Origin of the sequence: Romboutsia sedimentorum (assembly GCF_030131845.1) — a bacterium.
Taxonomy (GTDB): Bacteria; Bacillota; Clostridia; order Peptostreptococcales; family Peptostreptococcaceae; genus Romboutsia_D; species Romboutsia_D sedimentorum.
On record NZ_JASKYM010000010.1, the window covers coordinates 1 to 16782 of the forward strand.

17 protein-coding genes are annotated in these 16782 nt (G+C 27.9%); 3 read left to right on the forward strand and 14 right to left on the reverse strand.

Annotated elements, in window-relative coordinates; all coding sequences use genetic code 11:
• The first annotated feature begins 434 nt into the window (after positions 1-434).
• A complete protein-coding gene (locus QOZ84_RS14045) occupies positions 435-1211 on the forward strand; it encodes a threonine/serine exporter family protein (RefSeq protein WP_284133575.1) in 777 nt (258 codons plus the stop codon).
• Positions 1211-1669 carry a threonine/serine exporter family protein gene (locus QOZ84_RS14050; protein ID WP_284133576.1) on the forward strand — a complete coding sequence of 153 codons (459 nt, stop codon included), beginning with the start codon at positions 1211-1213 and terminating at the stop codon, positions 1667-1669. The genes QOZ84_RS14045 and QOZ84_RS14050 overlap by 1 nt, the downstream gene beginning before the upstream one ends.
• Before the next feature lie 11 nt (positions 1670-1680).
• Here the strand turns inward: QOZ84_RS14050 and QOZ84_RS14055 are convergent, their stop codons facing one another.
• Positions 1681-2133, reverse strand: coding sequence for a SoxR reducing system RseC family protein (locus QOZ84_RS14055; protein ID WP_284133577.1), 453 nt, complete (start codon positions 2131-2133; stop codon positions 1681-1683).
• An 11-nt stretch (positions 2134-2144) separates the two neighbouring features.
• Positions 2145-2438: a metal-sensitive transcriptional regulator gene (locus tag QOZ84_RS14060; RefSeq protein WP_284133578.1), complete on the reverse strand. Its 294-nt coding sequence runs from the start codon at positions 2436-2438 to the stop codon at positions 2145-2147.
• Between the two features lie 154 nt (positions 2439-2592).
• Between QOZ84_RS14060 and QOZ84_RS14065 the strand changes: the two genes are divergently transcribed.
• Positions 2593-2838 (forward strand): small, acid-soluble spore protein, alpha/beta type, encoded by a 246-nt coding sequence (locus QOZ84_RS14065; RefSeq protein ID WP_284133579.1) that lies wholly within the window; start codon positions 2593-2595, stop codon positions 2836-2838.
• A 79-nt stretch (positions 2839-2917) separates the two neighbouring features.
• Here QOZ84_RS14065 and QOZ84_RS14070 read toward each other — a convergent pair whose 3' ends face one another.
• The 12 genes from QOZ84_RS14070 to QOZ84_RS14125 all read right to left on the reverse strand — a co-directional run bounded on the left by QOZ84_RS14070 (position 2918) and on the right by QOZ84_RS14125 (position 16779).
• Positions 2918-4036, reverse strand: a complete 1119-nt coding sequence (locus QOZ84_RS14070) for an ABC transporter permease (protein WP_284133580.1) — start codon at positions 4034-4036, stop codon at positions 2918-2920.
• Between the two features lies 1 nt (position 4037).
• A complete protein-coding gene (locus QOZ84_RS14075; RefSeq protein ID WP_284133581.1) occupies positions 4038-5102 on the reverse strand; it encodes an ABC transporter permease in 1065 nt (354 codons plus the stop codon).
• A gap of 10 nt (positions 5103-5112) precedes the next feature.
• Entirely contained in the window at positions 5113-6045 is a 933-nt protein-coding gene (locus tag QOZ84_RS14080) for an ABC transporter ATP-binding protein (RefSeq protein WP_284133582.1), read from the reverse strand.
• A 201-nt stretch (positions 6046-6246) separates the two neighbouring features.
• Positions 6247-6864: a response regulator gene (locus QOZ84_RS14085; protein WP_284133583.1), complete on the reverse strand. Its 618-nt coding sequence runs from the start codon at positions 6862-6864 to the stop codon at positions 6247-6249.
• Between the two features lie 4 nt (positions 6865-6868).
• Entirely contained in the window at positions 6869-7978 is a 1110-nt protein-coding gene (locus QOZ84_RS14090) for a sensor histidine kinase (protein ID WP_284133584.1), read from the reverse strand.
• 182 nt (positions 7979-8160) lie between these two features.
• Entirely contained in the window at positions 8161-9951 is a 1791-nt protein-coding gene (aspS, locus tag QOZ84_RS14095; RefSeq protein WP_284133585.1) for an aspartate--tRNA ligase, read from the reverse strand.
• 20 nt (positions 9952-9971) lie between these two features.
• A complete protein-coding gene (hisS, locus tag QOZ84_RS14100; protein WP_284133586.1) occupies positions 9972-11234 on the reverse strand; it encodes a histidine--tRNA ligase in 1263 nt (420 codons plus the stop codon).
• Positions 11224-12696, reverse strand: a complete 1473-nt coding sequence (gene hemZ / locus QOZ84_RS14105) for a coproporphyrinogen dehydrogenase HemZ (RefSeq protein ID WP_284133587.1) — start codon at positions 12694-12696, stop codon at positions 11224-11226. The genes hisS and hemZ overlap by 11 nt, the downstream gene beginning before the upstream one ends.
• A 131-nt stretch (positions 12697-12827) precedes the next feature.
• Positions 12828-13448, reverse strand: coding sequence for an MBL fold metallo-hydrolase (locus QOZ84_RS14110; protein WP_284133588.1), 621 nt, complete (start codon positions 13446-13448; stop codon positions 12828-12830).
• A gap of 12 nt (positions 13449-13460) precedes the next feature.
• Positions 13461-13910 carry a D-aminoacyl-tRNA deacylase gene (gene dtd, locus QOZ84_RS14115; protein ID WP_284133589.1) on the reverse strand — a complete coding sequence of 150 codons (450 nt, stop codon included), beginning with the start codon at positions 13908-13910 and terminating at the stop codon, positions 13461-13463.
• An 11-nt stretch (positions 13911-13921) separates the two neighbouring features.
• Positions 13922-16126 (reverse strand): RelA/SpoT family protein, encoded by a 2205-nt coding sequence (locus QOZ84_RS14120; RefSeq protein WP_284133590.1) that lies wholly within the window; start codon positions 16124-16126, stop codon positions 13922-13924.
• 140 nt (positions 16127-16266) lie between these two features.
• Entirely contained in the window at positions 16267-16779 is a 513-nt protein-coding gene (locus tag QOZ84_RS14125; RefSeq protein WP_284133591.1) for an adenine phosphoribosyltransferase, read from the reverse strand.
• Positions 16780-16782 lie beyond the last annotated feature (3 nt).

A 16782-nucleotide genomic window follows, 5' to 3' on the forward strand; every position in this document is an offset into this window, starting at 1 on the left:
CTCTTAAATAAAAGTTTATCTAGGGCTCAGATACTGTTATATATCTGGCTTTATGTTTCGTTTGTTTCAAATTCTATAAATTAACCTACTGTTTAATTTTCAAAGTTCATTGTTCGTTTTCGATTTCGTCTTGCCCCGTTTCTTAAGGACAAGTATAACTATATCACGACAAAATAATTCCGTCAACACTTTTTATAATTTTTTTTAAAACATTTAAATCCCATTCATTTTAAAATTCTGTATAAGCACAATTTTCTTAATTTAAAAAACCTAATTATTCTACATAATATTTAAAATCTTCTATATAATCGACTCATTATTTATACATTCTTTGTGCATAAAAATTAATATATTAATAAAAATAAAATAATGATAAACATACGTTTAAAAGTTTGGTATAATCGTTATATTAATTTGTATTGGGAGGTATTTTTGTGAATAGTGAATATAAAAAAGATGTTCTTAGGCTAGCACTATTTATCGGTGAACTTATGTTAACAAATGGTGCAGAAACCTACCGTGTTGAGGACAGTGTTCTTAGAATTTGTAGGTCTAGAGGTTTTAATCATGTAAGTGCTTTTACCGCACCTACTGTAATAATAATTTCAGACGAAAGATTCGATGGTTTATCTTTTATGAAAACAATAAAAAGTAGATCTATAAATCTAAATAAGATTTCACTACTAAATAATTTCTCTAGAGAGTTTGTAAATAATCCAGATTTATCTATTGAAGATGCTATAGAAGAACTTAAACAGTTAGGATCGGTACCTTCTTATCCTAATTATTTAGTTAACATATCTACAGGGTTTGCATCTGCATTTTTTGGTTGTTTATTAGGTGGAGACAACCTAGTAAACTTCTTCTTTACTTTTTTAACATCTATACTTGCAATTATTTGTTATAAGAAGATAATGAAGGTTAGTTCAATTCCAACATTTTCAAGTTTAGTTGCATCTGTTTTGATAGCAACTGCAGGGGTTTTACTTGCTGAATTTGGAATTTTAGATACACCTAGAATGCTTATAGTTGGTTCTATAATGCCACTACTTCCAGGTGTTTCGTTTATAAAAGGAATTCGTGATTTGATATCGGGAGATTTAATTTCAGGGGTATCTCGTGCATTTGACGCAGGGATGACTGCTATTTCTATTGCTTGTGGGGTAGGTCTTATACTTGATATGTGGGTTAGGTTAGGAGGTAAATTCTAATGACAAATATGCCAATTTATATGCACTTTATATTTTCTGCATTTTCAACAGTTGGGTTTTCAGTATTTTTAAACGCACCTGCATCATCATTGATTCCTGCTGGAATTACTGGTGGTATCGGATGGTCTGTGTTCTTTTATTTAATGGGGGTTTCTTCTAACTCTATATTTGCTAATTTTTTCGCAGCTGTCATTGTATCTTTAATGAGTGAAATATTAGCTAGAAAGTTAAAGCAACCAGCTATACTATTTGTAATACCAGGTATTATACCTTTAGTTCCGGGTCTTGGAATGTATAATACCATGCTTTATTTAGTTCAAAAAAATTATGATATGGCTATTTCTACTGGTGCTGATGCACTTTTTGTTGGAGGAGCTATTGCACTTGGAGTATTACTTATAACTTCATTAGCTAAAACTATAAGTATGTTTAATATCAAAAGAAAAGTTGCTAAATAGCAACTTTTTTTTTACAACTTTATTTCACAGCCTTGTTTTATTAATACTTCAGTAACAACAGGTATATATTCTCTACTCTCGCTGAATTTAGAGTCGTTTAACTTTAGTACTACAAACGATAATAGCATTAGACCTATCCCAACACTTCCACTCACAACTTCGATATCTACATTTATTTTAGATAAATTAAGTATAAAGTATGTAGCAATAGTTCCAATCAATAGAGCTATTAGTGGTACTGTGTATACTATTGCCGCTGCTTTTAATACATTTACAGTTTCCATATTAACCTTAACTTTATCTCCTACTTGTGCACCTATTGCATTATCAACTTCAACTACTATATCTTTTTTTTCTGAAGTAGTTGCACACTTTCCACAAGATGCACATGCTGAGTGGCGTTGCATCTTAAGTTTAGCCGTTTTTTTATCAACTATTTCTACAATATATCCTTGCTGTTCCATAAAAATCCCCCCTATTTAGTAAACTTATCTATAGTGCTAATAAGTTCATTTATCATAACTTCAGTACTTTCATCATCCCCATTTTTTAAGCTGTGAGAAACACATCCCTTTATATGATTTTCCAAAATTATAGTTCCTACTTTATTTATAGCAGATCTTATTGCTGATATTTGAACTAATACATCTACACAATATCTTTCTTCATCTACCATTTTTTGAATTCCTTTAACTTGACCTTCTATTCTTTTAAGTCTTCTTATTAGCGCATCTTTATCATTAGATTGTGATAATTTTTTTTCTTCCATTAATTCACCTCATATTACCTTGTATATACTATTATTATAACTTATTTTTAGAAAACCTTACATAATAGTTAATTTTTTATTTGTATTTGTTATAAACATTTTAATTTATGTAAATTATACTATTATACTATTATTTTGAAAAGGTGGGGTTTATATGGATATGCAATCTAAAACTAATGCAAAGCAGGCTTTAAATAATTTAAAAATGGAAATAGCTTCTGAACTTGGATATAACTATAATCAAGAAACTAATAAAGTAGAAAGTAACGCTCCTCAAGGAACGCTAGAAGGATCTGCTCAGAATGTACTAGCTGGTGAAGAAGTTGGTGGATTAGCTACTAGAAAGTTAGTTAAGATGGGTGAGCAAATTTTAGTAGATAAATATAATTTTCAAAAATAAAAATCTATTATAGTTTAATTACATAAAAAGTCCTATAAGCTTAGAATTTATAAAATCTAATCTTATAGGACTTTTCTTGTTATACATATTTATGTTTTTTATTATTTTCAATAATTAAATATAACATTATCATTAATATAGAAATTGCTATTGCTACACCTAAATTCATTAAAATCATATTAGCACTCTCTCCAAATACTATATTTTTAAATGCTGTATTTATCCAAGTAAGTGGCGAAAACATTGCTATTTTACGAGCTATTTCTGGCATAAATTCAAGGGGAATAAGTCCTCCACTTAAAATACATGCTGGCATAGTTATAAAAGTAAGTAACATATAATACATCTCAGATGTATTGGAAATTACTAATACTAATAATACCATTGATGTTGCAACAAATGATAAAACAATGGATAATAATATCATCCAATAAAAATTAACTTCAAATCCTTTATTAAATATATAAAAAGATGCTGCAAAAACTATGCTTTGTACTGACAACAATAAAAAACATCCTATTATATGACCTAATAAATACTCAACTTTACTTACCTTTGACACTAATATTCTTTTATCAATTTTAGACTCTCTTTCTTTTATTAGTGGGCTTAGACCTTTACCTGCTATAAGTAAAAATGCCATACAATAAAATCCAAATGTCATTAATTTACTCATAACTACAAGTAAATTATTTTCTCCTATATTAAATTTGTACTTTTCATTTTCAAAGTTATCATACTGCTTTATAAAATCTTCCTTATTATCTCCAAATGATTCTATTTTTAATATTTCATTACTTATAATATTAAATGCTATATCCTTGTTATAATCATTTTCTTTTCCTATAAATTCAAATACATTTTCTTTATTATTTTTTATATCTTCAAAAATATCATCAGTTTTTATTATAAGACCTGCTGATACTTCATCTTCATTTACTAAATCTTTAACTTCTTTCTCACTATCTACAATATACATACTATCAAATTTTTCTTGATTTATTAATTTATCAGATACTTTTGATTTGTCATTACTAAATATAGCTATACTAGGTTTAGGTGTTGAGCCTTCTTCTGTATTTAATATAACTTTACTTATAACTACATTAGCAACTATAGGTAGTAATAATACAATCCAAAACCAATTTTTTATTATACTTTTAATGTTGTGTTTTAAAATAATAAATATATTTTGCATATTATCTTTCCCCCCTTTTTCTTAGTATTATACAAGATATAATAACCAATAAAAGTACGGTAACTACTGTTGAAATTGTCATATTACTATAGCTTATATTAATACTTCCATCTATAAGTGATGACATGGCTTTACTTATATTAGTAAATGCATTTAATTTAAACAGCTTATTCTCCAAACTAAGTTGAGGGTTTAATCTTCCTGATAATAATACAAATATTACAGTTAATATAGATACTATGTTGTCTCCATGTTCCTTTTTCTTAGATATAGCTGCTCCAAATATACCTATTGATATTGCCAATAAACTAATCATAGCAATACAGTATAAAATACCAAATAAATTATTTAGATTAATATTAACATCATATACAAGGTATATTAATATTAAAGTTACTATTGATTGAAGTACTACTGTTATAAATGTTCCTATTAATTCTAGTTTTATAAGTTTTGAGATTTTAATTGGTGATGAGTATACTCTTCTTCCTATATTTTGTTTTATATAGAATATATTTTTATATGCATTCATACTTAATGATAATGCTGACATTTGTAACATAACTATTGCAAAGTATTTACTATAATCAACTTCTTCTTTATCGGATTTATAAGTAATACTTTTAATTACATTTTTATTTATATTATCTAAACTATTATTTTTCATGCCTATTTCATAGATAGATAATTTTTCAAAAAATTCTTTTGTTATATTTTCAATTATTCCTTCGCTCATATTAATAGTACTGTCCTTAGAAGAAAAATGTATATTCTTATTATCTTCATCTATTTTAACTTGTAAGTTATTTGATTTTTCATCATTTAGAGTATATTTAATTTCTACATTTTCATTACTTTTATCAAACTCTTCTAAAAAATTTATATATGCTTTTGCTACGCTACTATCCTTATTTGCAACTATATTTACTTTACTCGTTTGTACTTCATTTTCATGAGAATACATCATAGAAAATATAAATGGTAATATAATTACTAAGAATATAGTTGTAATTATCATATTTTTATCTCTTAAGCTTCTTTTTATAGAAGATATTATTATATTCATAATTTACCTCCTAATCCCTAAGGGTTCTTCCTGTAAGATTTAAAAATACATCTTCTAAAGTAACTATCTTACTTTTTATATCTAGTATTTTGATATTCTTAGAAGATAAATATAATATAAATTCATTTAAAGAACTTAATTCCCTATCTAAACTTACATATATTTTATTTTCTTTAAATTCAATACTATCTACTCCAACTATTTCTAGTAGTTCATTTTTATTAATATAAGTTACATCATCTACTAATACTTCAAACTTATTTTTATCACTTATTATAGCTTTTAAGCTGTTTTTATCTCCATTTGCTATTACCTTACCTTTATCTATTATTACTATATTATTACAAAGCGTTTCAACCTCTTCCATATAGTGAGTTGTATAAATTATTGTGCATCCATTTTTATTTAATGTTTGTATAGACTTCATTATATGATTTCTAGATTGTGGGTCTATTCCAACTGTCGGTTCATCAAGTATCAAGATTTCTGGATTATGAGCTATTGCACAAGCTATATTTAATCTTCTTTTCATTCCTCCAGAGAAAGTTTTACTTAGCTTTTTAGTATTTTCTAATCCTACAAACTCTAAAGCTTTAAGTGAGTTTTCTTTTAGCTCCCTTCCTTTAAGACCATAAAGGGATGCAAAAAACATTACATTTTCAAGTGATGTCATATCTTCAAATATAGCTAAGTCTTGTGGTACTAATCCCATCTTACCTTTTATATTCCTATCATTTCTTTTAAGTTCTTTATTTAATACTTTTATACTACCTCTATCTTTATCTAGTATGTTAGTTAATATATTTATAGCTGTACTTTTACCAGCACCATTAGGTCCAAGTAATCCAAATATCTCTCCCTTTTCTATTGTCAGATTTAAGTTTTCAAGTGCTACAAAATCTCCAAAACTTTTATACAAATTATTTATATCTATATATTTCATATCCTACCCCCCACTTTTTATATTTATATTATATGAGATATCTACTGATTTTCTAAGTACATATAGTCATAACTTATATATGACTAAAGTCATATTTTATATTTTTACTAATCCTTAATTTTTATTTCAAAATAAATAGGCTATATCAAAATATAAGAATTCATTAATAAATTCTTATATTTTGATATAGCCTTTGTTAACTTATCTTAAATACTCTATAGCTATTTGAGTTCTATGTTTTAAGTTCATCTTAGCTAAGATATTTGTTATATAATTTTTAACAGTACCCTCTGATAAATAAAGTTCATTACTTATTTCTTTATTTGATAATCCTTTAGCTATAAGTTTAACTATATCACACTCTCTTACAGTCAATTCATACTTATCTATATTATTACTACTATAATTTTTATTTACTATAAGTTTAGATACTACTTCATTATCATAAATCCCATTGCCATGATAAACAGACTTAATTCCATTTATTATTTTCTCTGGAGTACTAGTTTTTAATATATATCCATTAGCTTTATATTTTATTGCGCTACTTATTAAATTCGCTTCATCAAATGTAGTAAGTATAAGTACTTTAATATTTATATTTCTAGCTTTTATTTGAGCTAGTACTTCTTCTCCATTCATAATGGGCATTCTCATATCTAAAAGTATTACATCTACATCATTATTACTTATATAATCTAAACATGACTTTCCATCTTCTAATGTATTAACTACCTCTATATCTTTATCGATACTAATTATTATTTTTAAACTTTCTCTTATTAAAATGTCATCATCAACTATAATCAACTTTATCATACTATCACCTATTAAATATTATAAGTGTTGAAAACCCATCTTCATTATTAAAATATACATTTCCCCCACTATTAATTACCCTTTCTTCTATACCTATTAGACCCAACCCTTTTTCAATATTTTTGCATACATTGCCATTATCTTTTATATGTATTCTTATTATTTTATTTAGTACACTTATATTTACTGTTATTAAATCTGCATTTGAATACTTTATTGTATTAGTTAAAATTTCATTAATTGAGTTTAATATAACTTTCCAGTAGATAATATTTATTTCCTTCATATCCCCTTCTATATCAATCTTATTTTTTATCTTATATTCTTTAGAAAATTCATCAAGTATCAGTCTTAAATTTTCTATACCTAACTCAGATTGTATTGGCTTTGTTTTTCTCAATGTTGTTCTTATATCATCCATTCCATTTCTTAAGTTATCACATATTTTATCTAAAATAAACTTTGATTTATCAATATCAGAATTCATTATAATTTTAAGTGCTTCTAGTTGCATAATACTACCAACTATTGTATGCCCTATTTTATCATGTAATTTTTGAGATAAAATATTACGTTCTTCGATTTTTATAACTTCTTGATGCTGATAATTTAATTTATTTTCAAGCTTTCTACTTTCTTCAATAGTGTATATCTTTTGCTTTAAATCAAAGTTCAACTTTTCTACATTTTCCTTTTTTAATTCTACATTTATACTTTCATATATAAATATAATTGATAATATCCCTAAAGATATAAGCATGTAATCTAATTTTATTTTTATAACTATTATGAAATAAATTAAAATCATGAAAAATGTATATGACTTACTATTTCTTCTAGTTTGAATGTATTCCGTTAATATTGATGTTAATAACAAAATACATGGTTTATAAATAATAGTCAAAACACTCATATACAATATATTTATCATAAACATTTTTTCTTTATTAATCTTTTTAATCTTTAAGTTATTTAATATATATAAAGATAGTCCTATACATATTAATGATAATACAACTGAATTATTTATTTCACCAAAATAAACATTGTTATCTAGACCATATAAAAATATATTAAATCCTAAAACAATATTTACTATTATTTTTATATACATAAAACTCTCCTAGTACTTGATTTATAATCTACCGTCTATATGACTTTTACTATTTATTATGTTACTTTTAAGTTTGAAAGTAAAGATATGTTATAACTTGAATTAATTGAATATGATATGCTTTGTAAATATATAAATAAGGGTGGAGCTTAAGCTCTACCCTTATTTATCCAATTTAAATATTATTCTTTATCAGCTATATCAACCTTTATGCATAACTCGTTTAATTGAGCATCTTCAGCAACTGCTGGAGCATTTGTCATTGGACAAACTGCACTTTGGTTTTTAGGGAACGCTATAACATCTTTGATGTTAGTAGTTCCAGCAAGTATCATTACTAGTCTATCAAGACCAAATGCTATACCTGCATGAGGAGGAGTTCCATATTTAAATGCATCTAATAAGAAACCAAATTTCTCGTTAGCTTCTTCTTCACTCATTCCTAATGCTTTGAACATTTTTTGTTGAACGTCAGCGTTAAATATTCTAACACTTCCTCCACCTACTTCATATCCATTTATAACTATATCGTAAGCTTTAGCTCTTAGAGATGCTTTGTCGTCTCCTTCTAATCTTTCTATATCTTCATCTAATGGTGATGTGAATGGGTGATGTTTAGCTACCATTCTTCCATTTTCTTCGTCTTCTTCAAATACAGGGAACTCAGTTACCCATAACATATTGTAAACACTGTTATCTAACATATCAAGTCTTCTTGCAACTTCAAGTCTAACTTGACCTAATGAATCAAATACTACAGTATTTTTGTCAGCAACGAATAATAATAAGTCACCAGCTTGTGCATCCATTCTATCTAATATTGAAGTTAATTCTTCCTCACTAAAGAATTTAGCTATTGGAGAAGTTACTTCTCTGTTTTCACCAATTCTCATCCAAGCAAGACCTTTAGCTTTATAAGTCTTAGCATGACTTTCTATTTTACTTAATTGTTTTTTACTTATTGCTTCACTTTGTCCTTTAACGTTTATACCTCTAACACTCATGCCGTCTACTGTTGCATTTGCAAATACTCCAAATCCACAAGTTTTAACTAAGTCAGATATATCAGTTAATTCAAATCCAAATCTAGTATCTGGCTTATCAGAACCATATCTTTGCATAGCTTCAGCATAAGTCATAACTGGAAGTGGAAGTGGTACTTCTACATTTAAAGTTTCTTTAAATATTGTTTGAACCATTTTTTCCATTATATTCATAACGTCTTGTTGCTCAACAAAACTCATTTCACAGTCTATTTGAGTAAACTCAGGCTGTCTGTCTGCTCTTAAGTCTTCATCTCTGAAACACTTAACTATTTGGAAGTATCTATCCATACCACTTACCATTAATAATTGTTTAAATAATTGTGGTGATTGAGGTAGTGCATAGAATTTACCTTCGTTAACTCTACTTGGTACTAAGTAATCTCTAGCACCTTCTGGAGTTGGTTTTATTAAGAAAGGTGTTTCTATTTCATAGAAATTATTTGAAGATAAATAGTTTCTAACAATGTTAGCTACTCTACTTCTTAACATTAAAGTCTTTTGCATAGATGGCTTTCTTAAGTCTAAATATCTATATTTTAATCTTAATTCTTCAGATACATTGTCATCATCTTTTATGTATATTGGTGGTGTTTCTGATTTATTTAATATTCTAAGTTCGCTAGCAACTATTTCTATATCACCAGTTGGCATATTAGGGTTTTTAGATGATCTCTCAGAAACCTTACCCTTTAGTGCTATAACAAATTCAGAACCTAATTTTTCTGCTTTTGAAAATGCAGTAGCATCTACATCAGTATCAAATATTATTTGGCATAATCCACTTCTGTCTCTTAAGTCAACAAATACTAGTCCACCTAAGTTTCTTTTCTTTTGTACCCATCCCATAAGTACAACTTCTTCATCAATGTTACTTTCTCTTAAATCCCCACAGTAGTGAGTTCTTTTTAATCCATTTAGAGTCTCCATGTAAGATCTCCCTCCAATTTTTATAATCTATCTTGTAATTCTTTAACTATTTCACTTAATTTTATAGTAGTTTGTTCTGATGTAGCCATGTTTTTAAGTGTAGCAGTATCATTAGCTAACTCATCATCACCTATAACTATTGTAAATTTAGAATTTATTTTATCAGAGTATTTAAACTGAGCTTTAATACTTCTATCTAAGTGATCATTTTCTGAACTTATATGATTATATCTTAAATCCTTAAGTATTTTAAAGCTTTTTATTTTAGCTGCTTCTCCAATTGTTGCTATATATATATCAGTAGCTTGTGGATTTTTTATTTCTATGTTGTTGTTTTCAAGAGTTAATAATAATCTCTCAGCGCCTATTGCAAATCCTATTCCACTTAATCCTTTAGGTCCACCTAGTTGCTCTACAAGTCCATCATATCTTCCACCACCACAAACTGTACTTTGAGATCCTATATCATTAGATATTATTTCAAAAGCAGTTTTTTTGTAGTAATCAAGTCCTCTAACTATAGTTTTATCAACTACAAAGTTTACGTCCATTTCAGTTAGGTACTCTTTTACTTTATCAAAGTGAGTAGAACAATCTTCACATAAATGGTCTATCATGAAAGGTATATCCTTTATGTTTTCTTGACATGTAGGATTTTTACAATCTATAACTCTCATAGGGTTTTTGTCTTTTCTATCTAAGCAAGTTTCACATAATACATCAACTTTTGAATCTAAGTATTCTTTTAATTTAGCATTGTATTTTTCTCTACAAGTTGGACATCCAACAGAGTTTATACTAACTGCTAAGTCTTTAAGACCAACTTCATTGAAAAATTGTACAGCTAAAGCTATAACTTCTGCATCTATTGAAGGCTTATCGCTTCCTAGTGCTTCTATTCCAAATTGATGGAATTGTCTTTGTCTTCCTGCTTGTGGTCTTTCGTATCTAAAGCAAGGAGTCATATAAAACAACTTTGTTGGTTGAGTATCAGCATATAACTTATTTTCGATAAATGCTCTAACAACACCAGCAGTTCCTTCTGGCTTTAGTGTTATGTCTCTTTCACCTTTATCCTTAAAAGAATACATTTCCTTTTGTACTATATCTGTAGTATCTCCTACACTTCTTTTAAATAATTCTGTATGTTCAAATACTGGAGTTCTCATTTCTTCGTATCCAAATAATGAACAAACTTCTCTAAATTTATTTTCTACATAATTCCATTTGTATGCTTCTTTTGGAGTTATGTCCTTAGTTCCTCTTGGGGCTTTAGTTAACATTTTGGTATATCTCCTTTCTCTTTCTCTCTATCATTTCATCTACTCTATCTATATATTGCTCAACATTTTTAACATTGTCTACTCTTTCGATTCTATCTTCATCAACATATACAAACTTAGAAATAGAACCTGCTCCTACTGCGTAGTTACTTTGCTTTTCTTCCATAATTTGAATGTTATATATACATTCATATCCTTCTTTAGCATAACCTATGTTTTCTAAATTACCTAACATATGCTTTTGACGATACATATAATATGGATTAAGATTCATATCTTTAGCGTATTTCATTGATAAATCTATCATTTTTATCATTTCTTCATATTGTGTAAGTTCATAGTTATCAATATCTTCTTTTAGCTTCGATGCTCTTTTTATTGCTAATGTATGAACTGTTAAACTCTCTGGAGAAAGTTCTTTTATAGCTTCTAAAGTCTTTCTAACCATTTCTAAGTCCTCATCAACAAGACCTAGTATAATATCCATATTTATATTATCAAAACCTAAGTCCCTTGCCATATTAAAACATTCTACTATTTCAGAAACATTATGAGCTCTACCTATTTTTTCTAAAGTTTCATCGTTCATAGTTTGAGGATTTATACTAATTCTACTTACATTGTGTTTTTTAAGAACTTCTAATTTTCCTTTAGTTATAGAGTCTGGTCTTCCAGCTTCTACTGTGAATTCTTTTATGTTGCTTAAATCCATTTCTGTAAATAAAGCAGTTATTAAAGTATCCATTTCATCTTCGTCTAAAGTAGTTGGAGTTCCTCCACCTATGTATAGAGTTTCTATTTCTTTATTAGTATCTTTTATTATTTTAGCTAGTCCCTTTATTTCTTCTATAAGCTTATTAACATATTCTGCTTTTAAGTGTCCAAAAGTTTTTAGTGGATTTGCTGGGAATGAACAGTAATAACATCTTGTAGGACAAAATGGTATGCTTACATATAAAGAAACCTTATTTTTGTCTATTGGATACATAAATACTCTTTCTCTATTTGCAATGTTAAGAGCTAAATCTATTTTTTCGTCCATTATATAATACTTTTCTTTTAAGATTTGTCTTATAGATTCTTCATCAATTCCCTTATCTAATAAAGTATGAACTATCTTAACAGGTCTTATACCTGTTAGGATTCCCCAAGGTACATAAGTGTTTAATCTGTTTTGTAATACCTTAAATATAGTTCTTTTTATAGTTTCTTTAGTGATTTTCTTTAATGATTGCTCATCTAAACCTTTTATGTTTACATGATCTGCAAATTCGTATTTTAATTCATAGTTTTCATAGTATTTTGTTTTTGCTATTAATGTATCGTTATAAACATAAAGTACATTTTCTAAAATTCTTCCAAAACTTTTTTCTTCTATAAATTCAAATTGAGCAGTGAATAATTTTATCAATTCAGCTACTTCATATTTGTAATCATGTCCTTTTAAAATTACACCTATCATAATTTTGCTCCTTCTTTGACATATTAATTAATCTAAATTGTCACGTTATCGTGAAACTTTAATAAATGTATAAATATCACATTATCGTGAATTTTATACATTTATTATTATAGGAGCAAATTTTTAATTTTTTATTTGCCCATATATGGATTACTTGATTTTTCTACTCCTAAAGTAGAGTGAGGTCCATGTCCTGGATATATTGTTATATTATCTTCATATTTAGATAATTTTTTAAGTGATTTTTCTATTTGCTTGAAATCTCCACTATAAAAATCTGTTCTACCTATGCTTCCAGCAAACAATGTATCTCCTGTAAACATTTCATTTAAAACTCTTACACACATGCATCCCTTTGTATGCCCTGGTGTGTGTAGGAATGTTAATTTTAAGTTTCCTAATTTTAATTTATCTTTATCTTTAACGTATATATCTGCATCAAACTCTTGAGGTCCACATTGCATCATATAACTTAAATTTTTCTTATTATCTAAAAGTAATTCTTTTTCATCAATGTGAGCTACAACTTTTGCATTAGTTTTTGATTTTAGAGATTTTACACAACCTATATGATCTCCATGAGAATGAGTAAGTATTATATACTCTACTTCTAGCTTATTAGTTTTTAGGTAGTTTTGTATTTTTATCTCTGCACCACCTGGATCTATTATTGCACATTTGTTAGTTTCTTCATCAGTTAATATATATATATTTTCACCGAAACTAAGTTCAACAAATTTCTCTATTTTCATTTTTTAACCCCCTTAGAAACTCTTGTTTGATTCTAATAATATAGTAACTGGACCATCATTAGTTAAGTCCACCATCATATGTGCACCAAACTCTCCAGTACCTACTACTATTTCTTGTGATTTTGCCTTTTTAATAAACTCTTCATAAAGTTTAGTTGCTAAATCCGGTCTTGCTGCATTTGAAAAACTTGGTCTTTTTCCTTTTCTGCAATCGCCATATAATGTAAATTGAGAAACTACTAATAATTCTCCACCCACATCTTTTAAAGATAAATTCATTTTTTCATTTTCATCTTCAAATATTCTTAAATTCAATATTTTATCTATCATATAATCAACATCTTTAGATGTATCTTCATGAGTTACTCCTAGTAAAACAAGTAGTCCTTTACTTATTTGCCCAGTAATATTATTATCTACAGTAACTTTAGAAGAAGATACTCTTTGAACAACAGCTCTCATAATATTGCCTCCTAGTTTATAACTCTATAAATTTCTTCTACACCTGGTGTAGATTTAACTTTTTTCATAAGTAAATTTAATTCTTCTATATCATTTACTTCAACTAATATGTTGACACTAACAATATTGTCTTTGCCTTTTCTTGCATTTATACCATTTAAACTCACCTTATCTACTGCAACTATATGAGTTATATCATTTATTATACCTTTTCTATCAACTGCTCTTATTTGTACTTCTGCTTCAAACTTGCCTTTATCTAAATTACTCCATGCTACATCTACTAATCTATTTACAAAGAAATCTCCACTTAAATTAGCGTTAGGGCAATCAGTTCTATGAACTGCTACTCCTCTTCCTTTTGTAACATATCCTACTATCTTGTCTCCTGGAAGTGGATTACAACATTTTGCAAATCTAACTAATATATTATCTAATCCTTTTACTACAATTCCTTGCGATTTACTAGGTTTTCTTTTTTTCTTATATTCTTGGTCGCTTAAGTTATGCTTTTCAAAATCTTCTATAACTTGTTCCTTTTGAAGTTTTTTAACTTCTTTTTCATATAAATCTCTTATTTTAGGAACAACTTGAGAGGCCATTATACCACCATATCCGATCGTAGCTACTAAATCCTCTACACTTGGCTGGTTGAATTGTTTAGATATTTGTTGGAAATATTTGTCTATAGAAGGATTTTTTAGAGGTAAGTTATATTTTTTAAATTCTTTTTCTAATATTAAATTACCACGTTCTAAGTTTTCTTCTCTTCTTTCTTTTTTAAACCATTGTCTGATTCTACTTTTAGCATTTGGCGTTTTTACAATGCTAAGCCAGTCTCTACTTGGTCCATTAGAATTTGCCGAAGTTAATATTTCTACTATATTTCCATTTTGAAGTTTGTAATCAATAGTTACTATTCTTCCGTCAATTTTAGCTCCAACACATTTATTTCCTACGTTTGTGTGGACTCTGTATGCAAAGTCTATAGGAGTTGCTCCTGATGGAAGTTCAATTACGTCTCCCTTTGGTGTGAATACATACACTTGATTACTAAAAACATCATCTTTAAGTGCATCTAAAAATTCTTGTGGGTCTTTTAGGTCTTTTTCCCACTCCATCATTTGTCTTAACCATTGAAGTTTTTCTTCAATGTTAGGTTGTCTTTCATCATCATTGCCTTCTTTGTATTTCCAGTGTGCTGCAATCCCGTATTCTGCAATATTATGCATTTCCTTAGTTCTTATCTGTATTTCTACAGGCTCTCCATCCGGTCCTATAACAGTAGTGTGTAAACTTTGATACATATTAGGCTTAGGCATAGCTATATAGTCTTTAAATCGACCTGGCATCGGCTTCCATAGCGTATGTACCATACCAAGTACTGCATAACAATCTTTAACTGTACCTACAATTATTCTTACTGCTGTTAAATCATATATTTCTTCAAAGTCTTTGTGCTTATCTTTCATTTTGCTATATATACTATAAAAATGTTTAGGTCTTCCGTATACATTGCAGTCTATTTGAGCCACTTTAAACTTTCTATTAAGTATACTAAGCACATTTTTGATGTATGCTTCTCTTTGACTTCTTTTTTTGGCTACTTTTTCTACTAAATCATAATAGCCTTCCATGTCTATATATCTAAGTGCTAAGTCTTCTAACTCCCATTTTATAGTAGAAATACCTAGTCTATTAGCTATTCCTCCATAAATTTCAAGAGTTTCTTTTGCTTTAGATTTTGCTTTTTCAGGAGGCATAAATTTTAAAGTCCTCATATTATGAAGTCTATCTGCCAGCTTTATAAGTATAACTCTTATATCTTTAGCCATAGCTAAAAACATTTTTCTTAAATTTTCGGATTGAGTTTCTTCTTTGGATTGATACTTAATTTGTCCAAGTTTTGTTACTCCATCTACTAAATCTGCTATCTCTTGTGAGAATTCTTTTTTTATGTCATCGTATGTATAGTCCGTATCTTCAACGACATCATGTAAAAGTCCCGCAGCTATAGTTTCTATATCTAATTCCATTTCGCTCAGAATATTTGCTACTGCTACTGGATGAATAAAGTAAGGCTCCCCAGATTTTCTAAACTGTCCTTCATGTGCAGATTTGCCAAAACAATAAGCCTTTTCTACTAAACTAACATCTGCATTCGGTGCATAGTCTCTTATTTTTTCTATTAATTCTAGTAATTCCTTATCATGCATAATACCACCTATTTTAAATATAAGATTCGCCATACTGATTTAAATTAATGATGTTAAATATTAACTTAAATCAGCTGCGTTTTTTTTTAATATATATATATATTAAAATAGTTGGCAGCTTACCAACTATTTTTATATTATTAGTATTTTAGTAGAGAATTAACATCGTATTTAGATAATTTTTCTCTTCCTTTTAAGGATTCTAATTCTATTAAAAATTGCATAGAAACTACTTCTCCACCTAATTTTTCTATAAGGTGTGCTGTTGCCTCCATAGTTCCACCTGTAGCTAATAAATCGTCTACTATTGCTACTCTTTGGCCTGGCTTTATTGCATCTTTGTGCATTTGTAAAGTATCAGTTCCATATTCTAAGTCATACTCATAGCTTTCTGTTTCATGAGGTAATTTTCCAGGCTTTCTAACAGGAACAAATCCGATTCCCATTCCGTAAGCTACTGGTGTTCCCATTAAGAATCCTCTTGCTTCTGGTCCTACTATTACATCTACATTTTTGTCTTTTAAGTTTTTTATAAACTCATCAATTGTGAATTTAAAAGCTTCTCCATCTTGCATTAATGTAGTTATGTCTTTAAATACAATACCTTCTTTTGGGAAATTCTCTACGTCTCTTATTACTTTTGTTAAATCCATATT

Bases quoted from the DNA above. Each gene is read 5' to 3' on its own strand.
- QOZ84_RS14050 (WP_284133576.1), top strand. From the start codon at position 1,211: ATGACAAATATGCCAATTTATATGCACTTTATATTTTCTGCATTTTCA.
- QOZ84_RS14055 (WP_284133577.1), bottom strand. From the start codon at position 2,133: ATGGAACAGCAAGGATATATTGTAGAAATAGTTGATAAAAAAACGGCT.
- QOZ84_RS14060 (WP_284133578.1), bottom strand. From the start codon at position 2,438: ATGGAAGAAAAAAAATTATCACAATCTAATGATAAAGATGCGCTAATA.
- QOZ84_RS14065 (WP_284133579.1), top strand. From the start codon at position 2,593: ATGGATATGCAATCTAAAACTAATGCAAAGCAGGCTTTAAATAATTTA.
- QOZ84_RS14070 (WP_284133580.1), bottom strand. From the start codon at position 4,036: ATGCAAAATATATTTATTATTTTAAAACACAACATTAAAAGTATAATA.
- QOZ84_RS14075 (WP_284133581.1), bottom strand. From the start codon at position 5,102: ATGAATATAATAATATCTTCTATAAAAAGAAGCTTAAGAGATAAAAAT.
- QOZ84_RS14080 (WP_284133582.1), bottom strand. From the start codon at position 6,045: ATGAAATATATAGATATAAATAATTTGTATAAAAGTTTTGGAGATTTT.
- QOZ84_RS14085 (WP_284133583.1), bottom strand. From the start codon at position 6,864: ATGATAAAGTTGATTATAGTTGATGATGACATTTTAATAAGAGAAAGT.
- QOZ84_RS14090 (WP_284133584.1), bottom strand. From the start codon at position 7,978: ATGTATATAAAAATAATAGTAAATATTGTTTTAGGATTTAATATATTT.
- aspS (WP_284133585.1), bottom strand. From the start codon at position 9,951: ATGGAGACTCTAAATGGATTAAAAAGAACTCACTACTGTGGGGATTTA.
- hisS (WP_284133586.1), bottom strand. From the start codon at position 11,234: ATGTTAACTAAAGCCCCAAGAGGAACTAAGGACATAACTCCAAAAGAA.
- hemZ (WP_284133587.1), bottom strand. From the start codon at position 12,696: ATGATAGGTGTAATTTTAAAAGGACATGATTACAAATATGAAGTAGCT.
- QOZ84_RS14110 (WP_284133588.1), bottom strand. From the start codon at position 13,448: ATGAAAATAGAGAAATTTGTTGAACTTAGTTTCGGTGAAAATATATAT.
- dtd (WP_284133589.1), bottom strand. From the start codon at position 13,910: ATGAGAGCTGTTGTTCAAAGAGTATCTTCTTCTAAAGTTACTGTAGAT.
- QOZ84_RS14120 (WP_284133590.1), bottom strand. From the start codon at position 16,126: ATGCATGATAAGGAATTACTAGAATTAATAGAAAAAATAAGAGACTAT.
- QOZ84_RS14125 (WP_284133591.1), bottom strand. From the start codon at position 16,779: ATGGATTTAACAAAAGTAATAAGAGACGTAGAGAATTTCCCAAAAGAA.